Source organism: Variovorax sp. OK605, assembly GCF_900115445.1.
GTDB lineage: Bacteria > Pseudomonadota > Gammaproteobacteria > Burkholderiales > Burkholderiaceae_C > Variovorax.
In genome coordinates this window covers 431056-448270 of record NZ_FOWL01000002.1, presented here as the reverse complement: position 1 = coordinate 448270, position 17215 = coordinate 431056, and the positions used below count along the sequence as shown (strand labels likewise).

Below are 17215 nucleotides of genomic sequence, written 5' to 3'. Positions count from 1 at the left end.
AATCGGTCGATACGCTGCTGCTCGGAAACCCGAAATGAAAAAGCCCGCGTTCGTGAGAAGCGCGGGCTTTCGAGGGGCGAGGCGGCTGTCAGGCCGCTGGCCGGGGATCAGCGGCTGGGCTTGAACGAGCGCTTTTGCGCGTCGCGGGGCACGAACACCTTGCCCGGGCCGCCATGGCCTGCGCCATTGCCGCGGGGCGCGAAGCCTTCACGCGGAGCGAAACCTTCGCGGGGAGCGAAACCCTCACGCGGAGCGAAGTCACGGCCACCGCCGTTGCCGCCGCCGCGCGGGGCGTTGTCGCCCCAGCCCGGCTTGCGACCGTAGCCGCCGCCGTTGCCGCCTTCGTCACGGCCGCCGCCGAAGCCGGCGTTGTGACCGCCGCCATGGCCATGGCCCTGGCCGCCGAAGCCACCGCCGCGCGGTGCCGGGGGACGCGAACCGCGGTCGTTGAAGCCGCTGGCGCCTGCGTAGTTGTTGTTGCCGCCGCCGAAGCCGCCGGCATTGCCACCGCGATGACCGCCGCCGCCGCCGAACTTGCGGTCACGCGAATGGTTGTCGCCGCGGCCGCCGCGGAACTCGCCTTGCGGCGGGCGCGATTGCGGCATGCGCTGTTGCGGCTCCATGCCCGGCACCACTTCCGCCTGGAATTGCTGGCGGCTGTAATGCTCGATGTCCATGATCTTGCGGCGATCGCGGAACTCGGCAAACGTGACGGCGATGCCGTCGCGGCCGGCACGGCCGGTGCGGCCGATGCGGTGGGTGTAGTCCTCGGCCTTCATCGGCAGGCCGAAGTTGAAGACGTGGGTGATGGTCGGCACGTCGATGCCGCGGGCGGCAACGTCGGTGGCCACCAGGATCTGCACCTGGCCCTGGCGCAGCGCCATCAGGCGGCGGTTGCGCAGGCCCTGGCTCAGGGCGCCGTGCAGCGCCACGGCGCTGAAGCCGTCTTGCTGCAGGTCGTTGGCGAGGCCGTCGCACTCGACTTGCGTGCTCGCGAACACGATGGCCTGGTTGATGGTGGTGTCACGCAGCCAGTGGTCCAGCAGCTTGCGCTTGTGCTGGCTGTTGTCGGCCCAGAACAGCACCTGCTTGATGTTGGCGTGCTTTTCTTGCGGGCTGTCGATGGTCACGCGCTGCGGCTCGCGCATCACGCGCTGGGCCAGCTGCTGGATGCGCGGCGCGAAGGTGGCGCTGAACATCATCGTCTGCTGGCGCTCGATGGTGAGCTGGTTGACTTCGGCCAGGTCGTCCGAGAAGCCCAGGTCGAGCATGCGGTCGGCTTCGTCGACGACCAGGAACTTGACCTGGTCGAGCTTGAGCTGTTGCGAGCGCTGCAGGTCGAGCAGGCGGCCGGGCGTGGCGACCACGAGGTCGGCGTTCTGCAGCTTGGCGATCTGCAGCTGGTAAGGCATGCCGCCCACCACGTTGGCGATGCGCAGGCCGCGGCAATGGCGAACCAGTTCGATGGCGTCGTGCGCAACTTGCTGCGCGAGTTCGCGCGTCGGGCACAGGATCAGGGCGCCGGGGGTGGCGGCCTTGAAGTGGCGCGCGTTGGTGGGGTCCTTGCGCTTGGGCTTCTTCGGCACGGCTTCGCCGCGGGCAGCGGCTTCGGCGGCCAGGCGCTGGAACTCGGCCTTGGCTTCGGCTTCGGCTTCGGCCTGGCGCTTCAGCAGCGTGTGCAGCACGGGCAGCAGGAAGGCTGCGGTCTTGCCCGAACCGGTCTGGCTGGAGACCATCAGGTCGACAAAACGGGCCTTGCCGTCCTGGCCGGCTTCGCCGCCCATGGCGAGCGGGATCACCTTGTCTTGCACGGTGGTCGGCTGGGTGAAGCCCAGGTCGGCCACGGCGGCGATCAGCTCGGGTGCGAGGCCCAGTTGGATGAAGCCGTTGGGCTTGGCGGGTTCTTCAGCGGCGGCCACTTCGGGAGCGGCTGCATCCAGCGCCTCGAGGATGGGCGCTTCGGACACGGTGTCCGAAACAGCGGTGAATTCGTTGTGGGTAGCGGATTGCACAGGCGCGAACTCGCCCTGCGCTTCAAAAGCGTCGGTCATGAATATCAATCTCAAACGCGAGCGCTGCCGTAGGCAGGCGCCCCGTTGGTGGTTAAAAACATCAACCATCCAACGACATTTCAGCTTCCGGCTGACGCCTGAGGCTGCGGCCCTTTTTGATCAGCGAATGCGATCGGGCGCGGTGTGCAAGATAGGGAGATGCAAGAGACGCTGGCCGGACTTGAAATACCTGTCCGATCAGCGAAGCCTGCGATTATGGCATGGATCCGGGTTTTTACCTAATCCCATTCCTCGCGCAGGCTGTGACTTGCTTCACAGCCTGCAGGCCAACTCAATCCACGAGACGCAGGAAGGTCTCGCGGTAGTGCGCCAGTTCCTCGATGGACTCGTGCACGTCGGCCAGCGCGGTGTGCGCCTGCTGCTTCTTGAAGCTGTTGTAGGCCGTGGGTTTCCAGCGCTTGGCCAGCTCCTTCAGCGTGCTGACGTCGAGGTTGCGGTAGTGGAAATACGCTTCCAGCTTGGGCATGAACTTGACCAGGAAGCGCCGGTCCTGCCCGATGGTGTTGCCGCACATCGGCGAGCCGCTGCGGGGGATGTACTTGGCGATGAATTCCAGCAGCTGCTGCTCGGCGGCGGCTTCGTCCAGCGTGGAGGCCTTGACCTTGTCGATCAGGCCGCTGCGGCCGTGGGTGCCCTTGTTCCAGGCGTCCATGGCGTCGAGCACGGCGTCGCTCTGGTGAATGACGAGCACCGGGCCGTCGATGCGGGGCGTGAGGTCGGGGCCCGTCACGACCACGGCGATTTCGAGCAGGAACTCCTTTTCAGGGTCCAGGCCGCTCATTTCGCAGTCGAGCCAGACCAGGTTCTGGTCGCTTTTCTTCAGGGTCGGCACTGCGGCCGGGGGCGTCGGGTCGAGGGATTCAGGCATCGCAGGATTGTCGTCGAAGGGCTGCGGCGCCAGATACCGAGGGCTAAACTCGCCGCCTTATGTCCTATTCGCTCATCTTTACTGCAGCTTTCGCCATTGCGCTGGTTGCGGGCTTGATCGTGGAGTTCTGGCTGGCATCCAGGCAGATGCGCCATGTGGCACAGCATCGCGCCGCCGTGCCGGCCGGTTTTGCGCAGAGCATCACGCTGGCTGCGCACCAGAGGGCTGCCGACTACACCGCCGCCAAGACCCGGCTCAACATCATCGAGATGGCCGTCAGCGCAGCAATACTTCTAGGCTGGACGTTGCTTGGCGGACTCGACTTGCTCAACAAGCTCCTGCTGGCCTGGATGGGCGGTGGGATGCTGCAGCAGATTGTGCTCATCGCCTCCTTTGCGGCCATCGGCGGCCTGCTCGGACTTCCCTTTTCGCTCTGGCGGATCTTCAAGCTCGAAGAGAGCTTTGGCTTCAACCGGATGACCGTCAAGCTCTGGCTGCTGGATACGGCCAAGTGGACCGTGGTGGGCGCGGCCCTGGGCCTCCCGTTCGCAGCACTGATCCTGTGGCTGATGGCCGCGGCCGGCCCGATGTGGTGGCTGTGGGCCTGGGGCGCGCTCACGTTCTTTCTGCTGCTGTTGCAGGTGATCTATCCCCTCTTCATCGCCCCTTGGTTCAACAAGTTCACCCCGCTCGACGACCCCGTGCTGCAAACGCGCGTGATGGCCCTCCTGAAGCGCTGCGGCTTTGCATTCAAGGGGTTGTTCGTGATGGACGGCAGCACGCGCAGCGCGCACGCCAATGCCTACTTCACCGGTTTCGGCGTCAGTAAACGCGTGGTGTTCTACGACACGCTGCTGAGCCAACTGGACGCCGCCGAGATGGAAGCTGTGCTGGCACACGAGCTGGGCCACCTCAAGCACCGGCATCTCTGGAAAAGCCTCGTGATGACATGTCTTCTGAACCTGCCGGCATTCGCACTGCTGGGCTGGGTTTCGACACAGGTCTGGTTCTATGCGGGGCTGGGTGTGCGGCCCGACATGACGGCCCCGAACAATGCCCTGGCGCTGCTCCTGTTCATGCTGGCCGTGCCGGTTTTCAGCTTCTTCATCGCTCCGATGTTCTCGCAGCTGTCGCGCAAGAACGAATTCGAAGCCGACACCTACGCAGTGGCGCAAACCAGCAGCACCGCACTTTCGGCTGCGCTGCTCAAGCTGTACAAGGACAACGGCGCCACCCTCACGCCCGACCCCGTGTTCGTCAAGTTCTACTACTCGCACCCTCCCATATCCGAGCGCCTGGCCCACATGGCCGCGGCATGACCCCTCACCTCCAAAGCAGCCCACCATGAGCAGCATGTTCAAGCCCAAAGACTGGAAGAATCTTCCTCCCCGCAAGGCGCTGAGCGCCACCGAGATCGTGGCGAGCCTGGCGCGCCTCGACGGCTGGAAGCTCACCGGCGACGGCGCAGACGTCGCCGTCGAGAAGACCTTCACCTTCGCCAACTACTTCGAGACCATCGCCTTCGTGAACGCGCTGGCCTTCGTGGCGCACACGCAAGACCACCACCCCGACCTGTCGGTGCACTACAACCGCTGCGTGGTGCGCTTCAACACGCACGACGTGGGCGGCCTCTCGGTCACCGACTTCGACTGCGCCCGTCAGGCCGACGCACTGGTCGCCGCCCCCGGTGCCGCCGCATGACGGAACACGCCCTTGGCTAAGCCGGGCCGCGCCGCCGCTTCCGCGGCCACCGCCGCGAAGAACCTCCAGGAAGGCCTGGTCATTGCCAGCCACGGGCGCCACTGCATCGTCGAGACGCCCGACGGCGAACGGCGCATCTGCCATCCGCGCGGCAAGAAGAGCCAGGCCGTGGTCGGCGACCGCGTGCACTGGCAGGCCAGCGAGGACGAAGGCACCATCGAGCAGGTGCTGCCGCGGCGCAACCTGTTCTACCGGCAGGACGAGATCCGCACCAAGTCGTTCGCGGCCAACCTCGACCACGTGCTGATCCTCATCGCGGCCGAGCCGGAGTTCTCCGAACACCAGTTGGCGCGCGCGCTGATCGCGGCCGAAGCCGAACGCATCACGCCGATCATTGCGCTCAACAAGAGCGACCTGGTCGAGCCCTTCGAGCGCGCCTGGACCAAGCTGGCGCCCTACCGGCGCATGCACCACGGCGTGCTGCCGCTGTCGCTCAAGGCCTCGGGCGAAGCCGACTACGCGTCGCTGATGAAGCTGCTCGCCGGCAAGTCGACGCTGGTGCTCGGGCCGTCGGGCGCGGGCAAGAGCACGTTGACCAACCTGCTGGTGCCCGGCGCCACCGCGTTCACGCAGGAGATCTCGCAGGCGCTGAATTCAGGCAAGCACACGACCACGAGCACCACCTGGTACTGGATCGACGCAGCCCGCACCACGGGCCTGATCGACTCGCCGGGCTTCCAGGAATTCGGCCTGAACCACATCGAGCCGATGCAGCTCGCCGGCCTGATGCCCGACATCGCCGAGCACATGGGCGACTGCAAGTTCTACAACTGCACGCACCTGCACGAGCCGGGCTGCGGCGTGATCGCGAACGTGGGAACGGCCGGCGCGCCCGGTGCCATCAGCCCGAGCCGCTACAAGATCTACGGCGAGCTGTTCGCCGAGCTCAGCCAGAAGCGGTACTGAGGCCGCGCTTCAGCGCAGCCAGATCCGGTACGACCTCCACGTCGGGTCGAACACCAGGTCCAGCGTCACCGGCAGGTCCATGTCTTCCTGCAGCGATTGCGCGTGCGTGATCGCTGCAGCCTCATCGGCCACCTGGAAGTGAACGGTGCGAACGCCCTCCTCCAGCACGACGTGCGTGCAGCAGCCTTCTTCGTGTTTCTGCAGCAGCGCGGTCAGCCGGTCTTCGTAGAGGCGGGCCTCTTCCAGCTCCTCGCCCGACTCCACCGGCATCGCCGCCGACAGCCGGTGGCCGAGGTCTGCGCGGCCCAGCAGCGCGGTGGCGGAGTCGTTGCGCATCACGACCACCTCGACCTCGCTGCCGTCCGCAGCCTCGCGCGTGGCGCTCAGGCCCGACCAGGCGTGCTCGCCCATGGGGAACACACCGGTGTGGCCAAGGTCGTCGCGCCAGAAGGCATCGAACACGGGCGCGAAGCCATCGAGCGGCACGCCGTCGAAACCCTCGCTGTCGCCCGCATCGACATAGTCGACCGGACCGACCTTCACCGCGGTGTCGTACTCGCCCAGGATGTGGTCGAGCATGATGAGGCTCATGTGGCGCGCGTGGTCCTGCATGTCCATGGGAATCGGCTTGGCGAAGCCGATTTCCAGCGCCACCAGGCCGTCGTACGGTTCGTGCTTCACAAGAATGTCGGCGCTCGCCAGCTCGAAGCCGTCCATGCGGATCGCGAAACTGTCGTTCGCGCGCTGGCGGAAGGCCTCCACCTCGATCGGGGCGAGCGCGGGGCTGCTCTGCGCCAGCGCCATCACGTCGCCGAAGTCGTCCATCGAGCCATGCGCGGTCAGCACGAGCTTGAAGGCGGGCGGATCTCCGGCCACCTCGGCAGCCAGCCGCGGAAAGAGGGGCTGCAGCAACGCGTTGAGCGCTTGCACCAGGTCGTGGGCCGGCAGCGTGCGCAAGTTGTCGATCTCGGCACTCACCGCTTGCCAGAAGCCTGCACAGGCCGCTGCGCGCGGATCGGAGTCGGGGGTGGTCATTGCCGGGGGTCTTTCAGGAGGCGGGGTCAAGAATGTCCTGCAGGTGCTGCACCAGCAGGCTGCATTGCTCGCGCGTGCCGATGCTGATGCGCAGGTACTGCGCGATGCGCGGCTGCTTGAAGTGCCGCACCAGCACCGCGCGCTCGCGCAGCAGCGCCGCCAGCTCGGCGGCATCGCGCTGCGGATGGCGCGCGAAAACGAAATTGGTCTGCGAAGGCAGCACCTCGAAGCCCAGGTCTTCAAGTTGCAGCACGAGGCCTTCTCGGGTGTCGGCGATCTTGGCGCAGGTGCTGCGGAACCACGCCTCGTCGTCCAGCGAGGCCACCGCACCGGCCGAGGCCAGCCGGTCGATCGGGTAGGAATTGAAGCTGTCCTTGACGCGCACGAGCGCGTCGATCAGGTGCGACTGGCCGCAGGCAAAGCCGACACGCAGGCCGGCCAGTGCGTGCGCCTTGGAGAGGGTCTGCACCACCAGCAAGTTGGGATACCTGTGGACCAGCGGCAGCGCGCTCTGGCCGCCGAAATCGACATAGGCCTCGTCGACCAGCACCACGCGGTCGGGGCAAGCGTCGAGCAGTTGCTCGATGCGCGCGAGCGGCAGGCCGATGCCGGTCGGCGCGTTCGGGTTGGCGATCACGATGCCCGCGCAGCCGTTGCGGGCACGCGCCGCGATGGCGTCGACGTCGATGCGCAGGCCCTCGTCCACCGGCTGCAGCTCGCAGGCGATGCCGTAGATCTGCGCATAGACCTTGTAGAAGCTGTAGCTCACGTCGGGCATCAGCAGCGGCTCGGCTTGCTGGAAGAACGCGAAGAAGGCGTGCGCAAGGACTTCGTCGGAGCCGTTGCCGGCAAACACCTGCTCGGGCTGGAGACCGTGCCGGCGCGCGACCGCTTCGCGCAGCGCGAGCGAGGTCGGGTCGGGATAGAGCTCCAGGCCGCTCTCGGCGGCACGCCGGATGGCCTCGACCGCGACGGGCGACGGCGGGTACGGGTTCTCGTTGGTGTTGAGCTTGACGAGGTTGGCGATGCGCGGCTGCTCGCCGGGCACGTAGGGCTCGAGCGCGGCGATGCGCGGGCTCCAGAAAGCCGGCACGGGGTGGGTCATGGGGTTGTTCCTTCGCTCAGCCCAGCAGGCGAGCCAGCGTGAGCAAGGCCAGCAGCACCATCCACATCACGACCGAACGCCAGACCAGGCCCACGACGCTGCGCAAGTGGGCGGGCTCGGGCTCCCGGCCGGGCGTGCTGCCGCTGTCGAAGCGGCTGCCGTCGGCCACCGGTTCGCCGGCCTGGGCACGGGGCAGCGGGTCGGCCACCGGGATCGGCCGCAGCGAACCGCCGCCAAGGCGCACGTTCACCGCGCCCGACGTGGCCGCGAGGATCACGCCGTCGTTCTCGTTGGGAAAGCGCTGCGCGTCGTTGCGCCAGCAATCGATCGCCTCTTCGAAGCTGCCGACCACCGCGAAGCCGAGCGCGGTGATGCGCGCGGGCAGCCAGTCGATCGCATGCCATGCGCGGTCCGCGGCCTCCTGCGCGGAAGCGCTCGAGGGCTGCAGCGCGGCGCCGTTCTTGTGCGCCCAGTAGCGCGAGACGAATTCGCTCATGCGGTAGAACACCGCGCCCGCGGGACCCAGGCCGATGGCCGCGACGATCGAGAACCATGCCAGCACGCCGAACACGTGGCGGTGCGCGGCGATCACCGAATGCTCGATGACATGGCGCACGATTTCGCTGCGCGGCAGATCGGCCGCATCCACACCCTGCCAGTGCGCGAGCAGCGAGCGCGCGAGCGGCTCGTCGCGTTCGTCGAGCGCGTCGCGGATGTCGGTGAAGTGGTGGCTGAACTGCCGGAAGCCGAGCGTGACGTAGAGCACCGCGATGCTCCAGAGCACCGCAAAAGGAAGGCCGAGCGTGAGCACCAGCAGCCAGTGGATGCCCAGCGAAAGAAGGGTTGGCACGAACACCGCGAGGCCCCAGGCGATCCATCCGTGATGCGGCTTGCCCGCGTCGAAGTTGCGGCTGGTCCAGCGCGTCCACGCCAGGACACCGCCGTACACGGGATTGCGCGGGCCCAGCGGGCGCACCTGCTCGATCAGCAACGCGCACAGGATGGCAAAGAAGCTCATCCTTCGATGATAGCGAGAGCGCTTGAAGGTTCAGGCGCCGTTCGCAAGAGACTCAGGCGGCGAGGAAGCGGTAGAGATTGCGCAGCATGCCGGCCGTCGCGCCCCAGACGAAGCGTTCGTCGGGCCCGTCCTGGTACGGCATCGAATACCACTCGCGCCGGCGGCCGTCGACCGCGCTCACGGAATGGCGGCGGTGGTTGGCGGGGTCCATGAGCCAGGCCAGCGGCACCTCGAAGGCCTCGGCCACCTCATAGGGATTGATGGTGAGCTCGAAGTCGGGCTGCACCAGCGCGACCACCGGCGTCACGATGAACGAAGTCACCGTGGTGTAGGTCGGAAGGCTGCCCAGCACTTCGATGTACTGCGCCGAAAGACCGACCTCCTCCCACGCCTCGCGCAGTGCGGCCGCGGCGATGTTGGCGTCTTCCGGATCGACACGGCCGCCCGGAAACGCGACCTGCCCCGAGTGGTTCGACAGGTGCGTGGTGCGCTCGGTCAGCAGCACGGCCGCACCTTGCGGGCGCTGCACGACCGGCACCAGCACCGCGGCCAGCGCGGGCGGGCGGTCGACCATGTTGGGCTCGCGGCGCAGTTCGGGGGTCCACGCCGGCGGCGTGGCGAATCGTGCGCGCAGGGCCTGCGCCGTCAGCTGGTCGGCCGCTACCGCGGGCAAGCCGTCGCTGCCGTCCACGAACGGCGCCTCGCGCGGGTCGAACTGCAGCAGCGTGGGCGGCACCACGGCATTGACGGGTTCGACGGGAACGGGTTGCATGGAGGCGGCGGCGGTGTGGGTCAAGAGAGGAAGCGGCCCGGGGGCGGGACAGGTAGGGAGTAGAGCGTAAAAATGCGGCGCTGTCTTTTGGTGTGCGGCGCCGTGCGCAGCGCCAATGCAAAAAGCCGCCAGAGCGGCGGCTTTTTGTGCACGACAGGACTGCTTACTTGGCAGCAGCCGTCGACTTGCTCGGCAGCTTTTCCTTGATACGTGCCGAGCGGCCGCTGCGTTCACGCAGGTAGTACAGCTTGGCGCGGCGCACATCGCCACGGCGCTTGACTTCGATGCCGGCGATCAGCGGGCTGTAGGTCTGGAACGTACGTTCCACGCCTTCGCCGCTGGAGATCTTGCGCACGGTGAAGCCGCTGTTGAGGCCACGGTTGCGCTTGGCGATCACGACGCCTTCGTAGGCCTGCACGCGCTTGCGGGTGCCTTCGACGACGTTCACGCTGACGATGACCGTGTCACCAGGCATGAAATCGGGAATGGTCTTGCCGAGGCGGGAAATTTCTTCCTGCTCGAGGGTCTGGATGAGGTTCATGATTTCCTGATAGTCGATCGTGTCGGGCTACACAAAAGGCGCCTTGGGCCTTCAACGACGGATCGCTGAAGAGACCGGCGCGGCCGGGCAGAGGATCGGGGAACCGCCGATTATAGCTTTTTTTTCAGCACGGCCTCATCGGCCTTGCCAAGACGGCCCGCTGCACGGGCTGCGTCGATCAGTTCCGGCCGCCGCGCGGCCGAGATGGCCAGGCGCTGGTCACGCCGCCAGCGCTCGATCTGCGCATGGTGACCTGAGAGCAGCGGCGCCGGCACGCCCTGCCCGTTCCACTGCTCGGGCCGCGTGTAGTGCGGGCAGTCGAGCAGGCCGTCCAGCGCGGGATTGAAGCTGTCCTGCACGTGGCTGGCCTCGTCGCCGAGCACGCCGGGCTGCAGGCGCGCCACGGCGTCGAGCAGCGCCATGGCCGCGATTTCGCCGCCGGACAGCACGAAGTCGCCGAGGCTGATCTGGTGGGTGACGCGGGTGTCGATGAAACGCTGGTCGATGCCTTCATAGCGGCCGCAGACCAGCACCGCGCCTTCGCTGGCCGACCAGCGTTCGACCGCCTCGTGCCGCAGCGCCTCGCCGATGGGCGAGAACAACACCACGGGCGCCTGCGAGCCGCGTGCCGCGAGCGCCGCATCGAGGCAGTCGGACAAGGGCTCGGCCATCATGACCATGCCGGGACCGCCGCCGAACGGCCGGTCGTCCACGCGCCTGTAGTTGCCCTGCGCAAAGTCGCGCGGATTCCACAGCACGACCTCGACCTGCTTCGATTCGTAGGCACGGCGCGTCACGCCGCTGGCCATGAAAGGCGCGAACAGCTCGGGAAACAGCGTGAGAACGTCGAAGCGCATGCCGCGCGGTCGCCGGTCAGTATTCGGGTTGCCAGTCGACCGTGATCAGGCGGCCGGGCAGGTCGACCTTGTCGACGAAGACCGAGACGAAAGGCACCATGCGCTCGATGGCCTTGCCGTCTTGCTCGGCAGTGAGCACCAGCGTGGTCTGCGGGCCGGTGGCGAGCAGCTCGCGCACCGCGCCGAGCACGACGCCTTCGCGGTTGACCACCGACAGGCCGATCAGGTCGACCCAGTAGTACTCGTCGTCGCCGGCCGTGGGAAAGCTCGAGCGCGGCACGAACACACGCGCGCCGCGCAATGCTTCGGCCGCATTGCGATCGGGCACGTCGTCGGACGTGGCGACGATGCAGTCGGAATGTTCTTTGGCTTCGCGGATCGCGAGCCGGAAAGCGCTGCTTGCCGAGGCTCCGGGAGCCTGCAGGAACCAACGCTTGGAAGAAAAGAGCGCCTCGGGTTGGGCGCTGTGGGGCAGGACCTTGAACCAGCCCTTGATGCCCCAGGCATCGGCGATGCGCCCTACTTCAATCGCGTCCGCCGGCAATTCGGCGGTTTCGAGGGCAGGCAACATCGCCGTGCGGCCGGCTTAAGCCGCCGCCTTGGGAGCTGCCGAAGCAGCTTGCTTGATGATGCGCAGGACCGTGGGCGAAGCTTGTGCGCCGACGCTCTTCCAGTACGCCAGGCGGTCCTGGGCGATACGGATGCTTTCTTCGTTTTCCTTGGCGGTCGGGTTGTAGAAACCCAGGCGCTCGATGAAACGGCCATCGCGGCGAACGCGCTTGTCCGACACGACGATGTTGAAGAACGGACGGCCTTTGGAGCCGCCGCGGGAGAGTCGAATGACGACCATGATTTATCCTTGGGTGGTCAGCAGGCCTTATGGATGAAGAAGAGGCCCGCTCACAATGTTCTTCCAGCGTCGAGACACGCGACATGGCCACCCGGCCAGCGACACGCTGAAAAGCCCGCGATTATAGCCCGACAAGCGTTTCCTCCGAATTTCGGCCTCGCGCCACCTGCTTTCATCCGCATGCCCCTCACCCTGCGCCCCAGTCGCGACGAAGACGTTGCAGCCATCACGGCCATCTACGCCCACCACGTGCTGCACGGCACCGGCACCTTCGAAACGGAGCCTCCCTCCCCCACCGACATGGCCGCCCGCCGCGCCGACGTACTGGCCAAGAATCTGCCGTATCTCGTGGCTGAAGAAAATGGCGAAGTGTTGGGTTTTGCCTACTGCAACTGGTTCAAGCCGCGTCCGGCCTACCGTTTTTCGGCCGAGGACTCGATCTACATGTCGGAGTCAGCGCGCGGCAAGGGTCTGGGCGCCAAGCTGCTGGCAGCGCTGTCGCAGGCCGCCGAAGCGGTGGGCGTGCGCAAGCTGATCGCGGTGATCGGCGACTCGGCCAACGCCGGCTCCGTCGGCGTGCACCGCAGCCAGGGCTTCACGCACGTGGGCGTGCTGAAAGACTGCGGCTGGAAGTTCGGCGAATGGCGCGACGTCGTGCTGATGGAAAAGGTGCTCGGCGAAGGCAGCACCACCAAACCCGAATGAAGCCGAATGACGCCGAATGGCACCGACTGATTCCCGAATGAAAAACAAGACCACCGCCGCCTGGCTCTCCTTCCTGGGCGGCCCGCTCGGCCTGCACCGCTTCTACCTGCGAGGCATGGGCGACTGGCTCGGCTGGCTGCTGCCGATTCCGACGGCGCTGGGCGTCTACGGCATCGAGCGCGTGCGCATGTACGGCGTGGACGACGGCCTGAGCTGGGCGCTGATTCCGCTGCTAGGCTTCACCATCGCAGGCTGCGCCTTGATGGCCATCGTCTACGGGCTGATGACGCCCGAGAAATGGAATGCCCGCTTCAACACGAGCGCGCCGGAAGACGCGGCGCCCGGCCAGACGAACTGGTTCACCATCGGCGCGGTGGTGCTGGCCCTGTTCTTCGGCAGCACGATCCTGATGGCCAGCATCGTGTTCAGCTTCCAGCGCTACTTCGAGCACCAGATCGAAGAGGGCCGGAAGATTTCGCAGTAGCGGACGGGCCGCGATCGGCCCCGATCAGCACCGGCAAAGGTCTTTAGAAGACCTGCAGGCTGATCCAGTAGGCAATCGCCGCCACGAAGGCCGACGCCGGGATCGTGAAGATCCAGGCCCACACGATGTTGCCCGCCACGCCCCAGCGCACCGCGCTCGCGCGCTGCGTGGAGCCCACGCCGACGATGGCGCCGGTGATGGTGTGGGTGGTCGACACCGGAATGCCCAGCGCGGTGGCCAGGAACAGCGTCAGCGCCCCGCCCGTCTCGGCGCAGAAGCCGCCCACGGGCTTGAGCTTGGTGATCTTCTGGCCCATCGTCTTCACGATGCGCCAGCCGCCGAACATGGTGCCCAGCGCAATCGCGGTGTAGCAGCTCACGATGGTCCAGGTCGGCGGGTTCGCGTCGCTGGCCGAGGCGTAGCCGGTGGCGATCAGCAGCATCCAGATGATGCCGATGGTCTTCTGCGCGTCGTTGCCGCCGTGACCCAGGCTGTACGCGCCCGCGGACACCAGCTGCAGCCGGCGAAACCAGCGGTCCACGCGCGACGGCGTGGCGCGCCGGAAGCCCCAGGCCACCACGACCATCATCATCGAGCCCAGCAGGAAGCCCAGCAGCGGCGACACGAAGATGAACGCCACCGTCTTCCAGATGCCCGAGGCCACGAGGCCGGCGGTGCCGGTCTTGGAGATCACCGCGCCCACGATGCCGCCGATCAGCGCGTGCGACGAGCTGCTCGGAATGCCGTAGTACCAGGTGACCAGGTTCCAGCTGATGGCACCCACCAGCGCGCCGAACACCACGTGCACGTCGACCACCCCGGGCTGGGCGATGCCCTTGCCCACGGTGGCGGCCACGCTCAGGTGGAAGATGAAGATCGCGACCAGGTTGAAGAAGGCCGCGAACACCACGGCCTGCCCGGGCTTGAGCACCCCGGTGGAGACCACCGTCGCAATCGAATTGGCGGCGTCGTGGAACCCGTTCATGAAGTCGAACAGGATCGCCAGCGCGACCAGCACCACCACCACCCAGAGGGCGACCTGTACCGTTGCCATCGGTCGCTACCCGCTCAGGAATTCTCGAGGACGATGCCCTCGATCACGTTGGCCACGTCCTCGCACTTGTCGGTGATCGTCTCGAGCAACTCGTAGATCGCCTTGAGCTTGATCACCTCGCGCACATCGGGCTCCTCGCGGAACAGCTTGCTCATGGCGCTGCGCATCACGCGGTCGGCGTCCGACTCGAGGCGGTCGATTTCCTCGCAGGTCTTCAGCGTGGCCTCGGCCACGGCCGGGTCGGCGATCTTGCCGAGGAACTTCACGGCGTCCTTCAGGCGGTCGCAGCACTTCACGCTCAGGGCCGTGAGGCGCACGATCTCGTCGGTCATGTGGCGCACGTCGTACAGCGCCATGGTCTCGGCCGAGTCCTGGATCAGGTCGGCCACGTCGTCCATCGTGTTGATGAGCTTGTGGATCTGCTCGCGGTCGATGGGCGTGATGAAAGTCTTGTGGATCAGCCGGTTGACGTCGTGCGTCACGCGGTCGGCCGCGCGCTCGGCGTTGTCGACGTCGCGGTTGTACTGCTCGCGCAGGTGCACGTCGCTGTAGTTGGCCACCAGTTGCTCGAACGCGCGCGCCGCCTCGACGATGCGCTCGGCGTGCTGGTTGAACATCTCAAAAAAATTCCCCTCGCGGGGCAGCAGCTTGCCGAACATGGCGCTCTCCTGGAATCTCGGGTCTCGCCCTGCCACAGGCGTGTGACAGGGTCGTGAAAAACCGCACAAGTGTAATGGGAGGGCGAACCCGCACCGCGCCGGCGGGGTTCCCGCCGTGCGGCCGATCGTCGGCGGCGCTCAGTTCCGGATGCGTTCGATGACCTGGCCCGACACGCGCGACAGCGCCACGCGCGGCACCTTGTCGGGTGCGATCTCGGCCAGCGGCTTGAGCACGAAGGCGCGCTCGCGCATGCGCGGGTGCGGCAGGGTCAGCGTGGGCGTGTCGATCACCGAGTTGCCGTGCATCAGCAAGTCGAGATCGAGCGTGCGCGGCGCATTGGGGAACGGCCTCTCGCGGCCGGCCTGCGTCTCCAGGCGCTGCATGGCGATGAGCAGCTGCTCGGCGTCCAGGCCGGTGCGCAGGGCCACCACGGCATTGATGAAATCGGGGCCGGTGGCATCGACCGGCGCGCTGCGATAGAGCGACGAGCGGGCCGTGACCTGCGTGCGCTGCAATGCGCCCAGCGCGTCCATGGCCGCCTTGACGGCCGCCTCGGCGTCGCCGAGGTTGGCGCCGATGGCGACGAAGGCCTGCACGGTCGGATAGTCCTCGCGCACGCGGCTGGGGCCCCGGCTGGGCGCGCGGCGCGCAGGCGGCGCGCCCCGGGCACCCGCGGGCTTGGCACCCGCAGGTTTAAGTCCTGCGGGTTTAGCTCCTGCGGGCTTGACTCCTGCAGGCTTGGCGCCCGCGGACTTCGCACCCGCAGGCCGTGCGCCCGCCGGCTTGCCGGCCGCTTCACGCGACGGCTTCCCCTGGGGGGCGCTGCTTTTCTTGCCGTCCTTCGGCTTGTCGGACGCGCTCATGCGCCTTCGGCGCTCCCGCCGCCCTCACCACCGCCACTGCCACCTCCCGCGGGACGCGGCTTGCGGCGGCGCCGGCGCTTGCGCGGCACGGCTTCGCCATCGGGCGGCACGGCGCCGGCTTCGACTTCCAGCTCGTCGTCCTGCTCGGTCTCGGAGTTGGCGCTGGCGTCGGCGTCATGCAGGCGCATGGCCGGTTCGCCGCGCGGCTTGGCGGGGGCCTTGGGCGGCTGCGCCGTCTCGCGCACGCGCACACGCTGGCGCACCTTCTGCTCTTCGCGCACCTGCTCCAGCAGATCCTGGCGGCGCACGTCGTCGGCGGTGCTGAATTCCTGCCACCACTCGGCAATCGCCTCGCCCACCTCGCCCACATCGGCGCGCAGGCGCATGAAGTCGAAGGCGGCGCGAAAGCGCGCCTGCTCGACCAGGCTGTAGGGCGTGGAGCCGGTGCGCTTGTCGAAGCGCGGCTGCATCATCCAGATCTCGCGCATGTCGGCGGCCAGCTTGCCGCGGCCCGACACGTCGCCGATGCGCGAATTGAACACGTCGTCGATGGCGTCCTGCAGCGCCGGGAACGGCGGCTGCGCGCGCTGGCCGTGGCGGCCTTCCTGGCGCTGGGCCCAGCCGTCGCGCACGTCGGCCCACAGCACGCAGGCCAGCAGGAAGCTGGGCGCCACGGGCTTGCCTTCGCCCACGCGGCGGTCGGTGTCCTGCAGGGCGGCCTTCACGAAGGGCTGGTCGGCGCGCTCCACCACCACGTCGAGCAGCGGGTAGATGCCGCGCGCCAGGCCGAGCTTGTTGAGCTGCTCGATGGTGGCAATGGCGTGGCCGGTCTGCAACAACTTGAGCATTTCGTCGAACAGGCGACTCTGCGGCACGTCGGCCAGCAGCTTGCTCGACTCGATCAGCGGCGCCGCCGTCTTGGCTTCCATCTTGAAGCCCAGGGCCGCGAGCTTGGCCGAGAAGCGGATGGCGCGAATGATGCGCACCGGGTCTTCTCGGTAGCGCGTGGCCGGGTCGCCGATCATGCGCAGCGTGAGCTTCTGCGCGTCCTTGATGCCGTTGTGATAGTCCACCACCACCTGGTTGGCCGGGTCGTAGTACATGGCGTTCACGGTGAAGTCGCGGCGCGCCGCGTCTTCTTCCTGCGGGCCCCAGACGTTGTCGCGCAGCACGCGGCCGCTGGCGTCCACGGCGTGCTTCATGCTCGCCAGTTCGCCCTTGCTGGTGCGCTCGTTGCCCGACACCTGCTCGGCGGCGGTGTTGTCCATGTAGGCGCGGAAGGTCGAGACCTCGATCACCTCATGTTCGCGGCCGCGCCCGTACACCACGTGCACGATGCGAAAGCGCCGCCCGATGATGAAGGCGCGGCGAAACAGCGACTTCACCTGCTCGGGCGTGGCGTTGGTGGCCACGTCGAAGTCCTTGGGGCGCAGCCCCAGCAGCAGGTCGCGCACCGCGCCGCCCACCACGTAGGCCTCGTAGCCGGCCTGCTGCAGCGTGGTGACCACGTTCTTCGCGCGTTCGTCGACCAGGGCCGGATCGATCTTGTGGACCTCCGCCGGCACCTCCTGGCGCTTGCCGAAACGGCTCGCGCCCTGTGTGCCGCCGGCGGACTTGCCGAGCAGCTTGTCGATGAATTTCTTGATCATTGTTGGTTGGAAGCC

At 67.2% G+C, this 17215-nt stretch carries 19 protein-coding genes; 5 read left to right on the top strand and 14 right to left on the bottom strand.

Annotated features, from left to right (window positions below):
- Positions 1 to 107 precede the first annotated feature (107 nt).
- Positions 108 to 2051, bottom strand: coding sequence for a DEAD/DEAH box helicase (locus BM013_RS06470; protein WP_093124318.1), 1944 nt, complete (start codon positions 2049 to 2051; stop codon positions 108 to 110).
- 292 nt (positions 2052 to 2343) lie between these two features.
- Positions 2344 to 2940: an oligoribonuclease gene (gene orn / locus BM013_RS06465; RefSeq protein WP_093124316.1), complete on the bottom strand. Its 597-nt coding sequence runs from the start codon at positions 2938 to 2940 to the stop codon at positions 2344 to 2346.
- Positions 2941 to 2999: 59 nt separating this feature from the next.
- Here orn and BM013_RS06460 point away from each other — a divergent pair, with 59 nt between their 5' ends.
- Genes BM013_RS06460 through rsgA form a run of 3 tightly spaced genes read left to right on the top strand, consistent with a single transcriptional unit; the run spans position 3000 to position 5607 of the window.
- Positions 3000 to 4259 (top strand): M48 family metallopeptidase, encoded by a 1260-nt coding sequence (locus tag BM013_RS06460; protein ID WP_093124313.1) that lies wholly within the window; start codon positions 3000 to 3002, stop codon positions 4257 to 4259.
- 25 nt (positions 4260 to 4284) lie between these two features.
- Positions 4285 to 4641: a 4a-hydroxytetrahydrobiopterin dehydratase gene (locus tag BM013_RS06455; protein WP_093124310.1), complete on the top strand. Its 357-nt coding sequence runs from the start codon at positions 4285 to 4287 to the stop codon at positions 4639 to 4641.
- 12 nt (positions 4642 to 4653) lie between these two features.
- Positions 4654 to 5607 carry a ribosome small subunit-dependent GTPase A gene (gene rsgA, locus BM013_RS06450; protein ID WP_093124308.1) on the top strand — a complete coding sequence of 318 codons (954 nt, stop codon included), beginning with the start codon at positions 4654 to 4656 and terminating at the stop codon, positions 5605 to 5607.
- Positions 5608 to 5616: 9 nt separating this feature from the next.
- Here the strand turns inward: rsgA and BM013_RS06445 are convergent, their stop codons facing one another.
- The 8 genes from BM013_RS06445 to rpsP form a co-directional block, all read right to left on the bottom strand.
- On the bottom strand, positions 5617 to 6642 hold the full coding sequence (locus tag BM013_RS06445) for a hypothetical protein (RefSeq protein WP_093124305.1): 1026 nt from the start codon (positions 6640 to 6642) through the stop codon (positions 5617 to 5619).
- Between the two features lie 13 nt (positions 6643 to 6655).
- Positions 6656 to 7747 (bottom strand): histidinol-phosphate transaminase, encoded by a 1092-nt coding sequence (gene hisC / locus BM013_RS06440; protein ID WP_093124303.1) that lies wholly within the window; start codon positions 7745 to 7747, stop codon positions 6656 to 6658.
- Between the two features lie 16 nt (positions 7748 to 7763).
- Complete coding sequence (locus BM013_RS06435; RefSeq protein ID WP_093124300.1) at positions 7764 to 8765, bottom strand: CobD/CbiB family protein; 1002 nt, start codon at positions 8763 to 8765, stop codon at positions 7764 to 7766.
- 52 nt (positions 8766 to 8817) lie between these two features.
- Complete coding sequence (locus BM013_RS06430) at positions 8818 to 9537, bottom strand: CoA pyrophosphatase (protein ID WP_093124297.1); 720 nt, start codon at positions 9535 to 9537, stop codon at positions 8818 to 8820.
- 163 nt (positions 9538 to 9700) lie between these two features.
- The gene (gene rplS, locus BM013_RS06425) at positions 9701 to 10078 is read right to left on the bottom strand and encodes a 50S ribosomal protein L19 (protein ID WP_093124295.1); all 378 of its coding nucleotides are present in this window, start codon (positions 10076 to 10078) and stop codon (positions 9701 to 9703) included.
- Between the two features lie 110 nt (positions 10079 to 10188).
- A complete protein-coding gene (gene trmD, locus BM013_RS06420; protein ID WP_093124292.1) occupies positions 10189 to 10935 on the bottom strand; it encodes a tRNA (guanosine(37)-N1)-methyltransferase TrmD in 747 nt (248 codons plus the stop codon).
- Positions 10936 to 10951: 16 nt separating this feature from the next.
- Positions 10952 to 11506 (bottom strand): ribosome maturation factor RimM, encoded by a 555-nt coding sequence (gene rimM / locus BM013_RS06415; protein ID WP_093124289.1) that lies wholly within the window; start codon positions 11504 to 11506, stop codon positions 10952 to 10954.
- A gap of 15 nt (positions 11507 to 11521) precedes the next feature.
- Positions 11522 to 11785 (bottom strand): 30S ribosomal protein S16, encoded by a 264-nt coding sequence (gene rpsP / locus BM013_RS06410; protein WP_093124286.1) that lies wholly within the window; start codon positions 11783 to 11785, stop codon positions 11522 to 11524.
- Between the two features lie 180 nt (positions 11786 to 11965).
- Here rpsP and BM013_RS06405 point away from each other — a divergent pair, with 180 nt between their 5' ends.
- Together BM013_RS06405 and BM013_RS06400 are read left to right on the top strand one after the other, a co-directional pair.
- Positions 11966 to 12490, top strand: coding sequence for a GNAT family N-acetyltransferase (locus BM013_RS06405; protein ID WP_093124284.1), 525 nt, complete (start codon positions 11966 to 11968; stop codon positions 12488 to 12490).
- A 37-nt stretch (positions 12491 to 12527) separates the two neighbouring features.
- Complete coding sequence (locus BM013_RS06400) at positions 12528 to 12974, top strand: TM2 domain-containing protein (protein WP_093124281.1); 447 nt, start codon at positions 12528 to 12530, stop codon at positions 12972 to 12974.
- A 43-nt stretch (positions 12975 to 13017) separates the two neighbouring features.
- Here the strand turns inward: BM013_RS06400 and BM013_RS06395 are convergent, their stop codons facing one another.
- From BM013_RS06395 to pcnB, 4 genes are all read right to left on the bottom strand, one after another.
- Complete coding sequence (locus BM013_RS06395) at positions 13018 to 14028, bottom strand: inorganic phosphate transporter (RefSeq protein ID WP_093124279.1); 1011 nt, start codon at positions 14026 to 14028, stop codon at positions 13018 to 13020.
- 14 nt (positions 14029 to 14042) lie between these two features.
- Positions 14043 to 14687, bottom strand: a complete 645-nt coding sequence (locus BM013_RS06390) for a DUF47 domain-containing protein (protein ID WP_012746613.1) — start codon at positions 14685 to 14687, stop codon at positions 14043 to 14045.
- Positions 14688 to 14825: 138 nt separating this feature from the next.
- Positions 14826 to 15551, bottom strand: coding sequence for a 2-amino-4-hydroxy-6-hydroxymethyldihydropteridine diphosphokinase (gene folK, locus BM013_RS42180; RefSeq protein ID WP_371279630.1), 726 nt, complete (start codon positions 15549 to 15551; stop codon positions 14826 to 14828).
- Positions 15548 to 17200, bottom strand: a complete 1653-nt coding sequence (pcnB, locus tag BM013_RS06380) for a polynucleotide adenylyltransferase PcnB (RefSeq protein ID WP_093124276.1) — start codon at positions 17198 to 17200, stop codon at positions 15548 to 15550. Before pcnB ends, folK begins: the two co-directional genes overlap by 4 nt.
- Positions 17201 to 17215: the final 15 nt, after the last annotated feature.

Coding starts and splice junctions, on each gene's coding strand:
- BM013_RS06405 (WP_093124284.1), top strand. CDS start 11,966: ATGCCCCTCACCCTGCGCCCCAGTCGCGACGAAGACGTTGCAGCCATC.
- trmD (WP_093124292.1), bottom strand. CDS start 10,935: ATGCGCTTCGACGTTCTCACGCTGTTTCCCGAGCTGTTCGCGCCTTTC.
- rplS (WP_093124295.1), bottom strand. CDS start 10,078: ATGAACCTCATCCAGACCCTCGAGCAGGAAGAAATTTCCCGCCTCGGC.
- folK (WP_371279630.1), bottom strand. CDS start 15,551: ATGAGCGCGTCCGACAAGCCGAAGGACGGCAAGAAAAGCAGCGCCCCC.
- BM013_RS06460 (WP_093124313.1), top strand. CDS start 3,000: ATGTCCTATTCGCTCATCTTTACTGCAGCTTTCGCCATTGCGCTGGTT.
- BM013_RS06430 (WP_093124297.1), bottom strand. CDS start 9,537: ATGCAACCCGTTCCCGTCGAACCCGTCAATGCCGTGGTGCCGCCCACG.
- BM013_RS06400 (WP_093124281.1), top strand. CDS start 12,528: ATGAAAAACAAGACCACCGCCGCCTGGCTCTCCTTCCTGGGCGGCCCG.
- hisC (WP_093124303.1), bottom strand. CDS start 7,747: ATGACCCACCCCGTGCCGGCTTTCTGGAGCCCGCGCATCGCCGCGCTC.
- BM013_RS06470 (WP_093124318.1), bottom strand. CDS start 2,051: ATGACCGACGCTTTTGAAGCGCAGGGCGAGTTCGCGCCTGTGCAATCC.
- pcnB (WP_093124276.1), bottom strand. CDS start 17,200: ATGATCAAGAAATTCATCGACAAGCTGCTCGGCAAGTCCGCCGGCGGC.
- rpsP (WP_093124286.1), bottom strand. CDS start 11,785: ATGGTCGTCATTCGACTCTCCCGCGGCGGCTCCAAAGGCCGTCCGTTC.
- orn (WP_093124316.1), bottom strand. CDS start 2,940: ATGCCTGAATCCCTCGACCCGACGCCCCCGGCCGCAGTGCCGACCCTG.
- BM013_RS06390 (WP_012746613.1), bottom strand. CDS start 14,687: ATGTTCGGCAAGCTGCTGCCCCGCGAGGGGAATTTTTTTGAGATGTTC.
- BM013_RS06445 (WP_093124305.1), bottom strand. CDS start 6,642: ATGACCACCCCCGACTCCGATCCGCGCGCAGCGGCCTGTGCAGGCTTC.
- BM013_RS06435 (WP_093124300.1), bottom strand. CDS start 8,765: ATGAGCTTCTTTGCCATCCTGTGCGCGTTGCTGATCGAGCAGGTGCGC.
- rimM (WP_093124289.1), bottom strand. CDS start 11,506: ATGTTGCCTGCCCTCGAAACCGCCGAATTGCCGGCGGACGCGATTGAA.
- BM013_RS06395 (WP_093124279.1), bottom strand. CDS start 14,028: ATGGCAACGGTACAGGTCGCCCTCTGGGTGGTGGTGGTGCTGGTCGCG.
- BM013_RS06455 (WP_093124310.1), top strand. CDS start 4,285: ATGAGCAGCATGTTCAAGCCCAAAGACTGGAAGAATCTTCCTCCCCGC.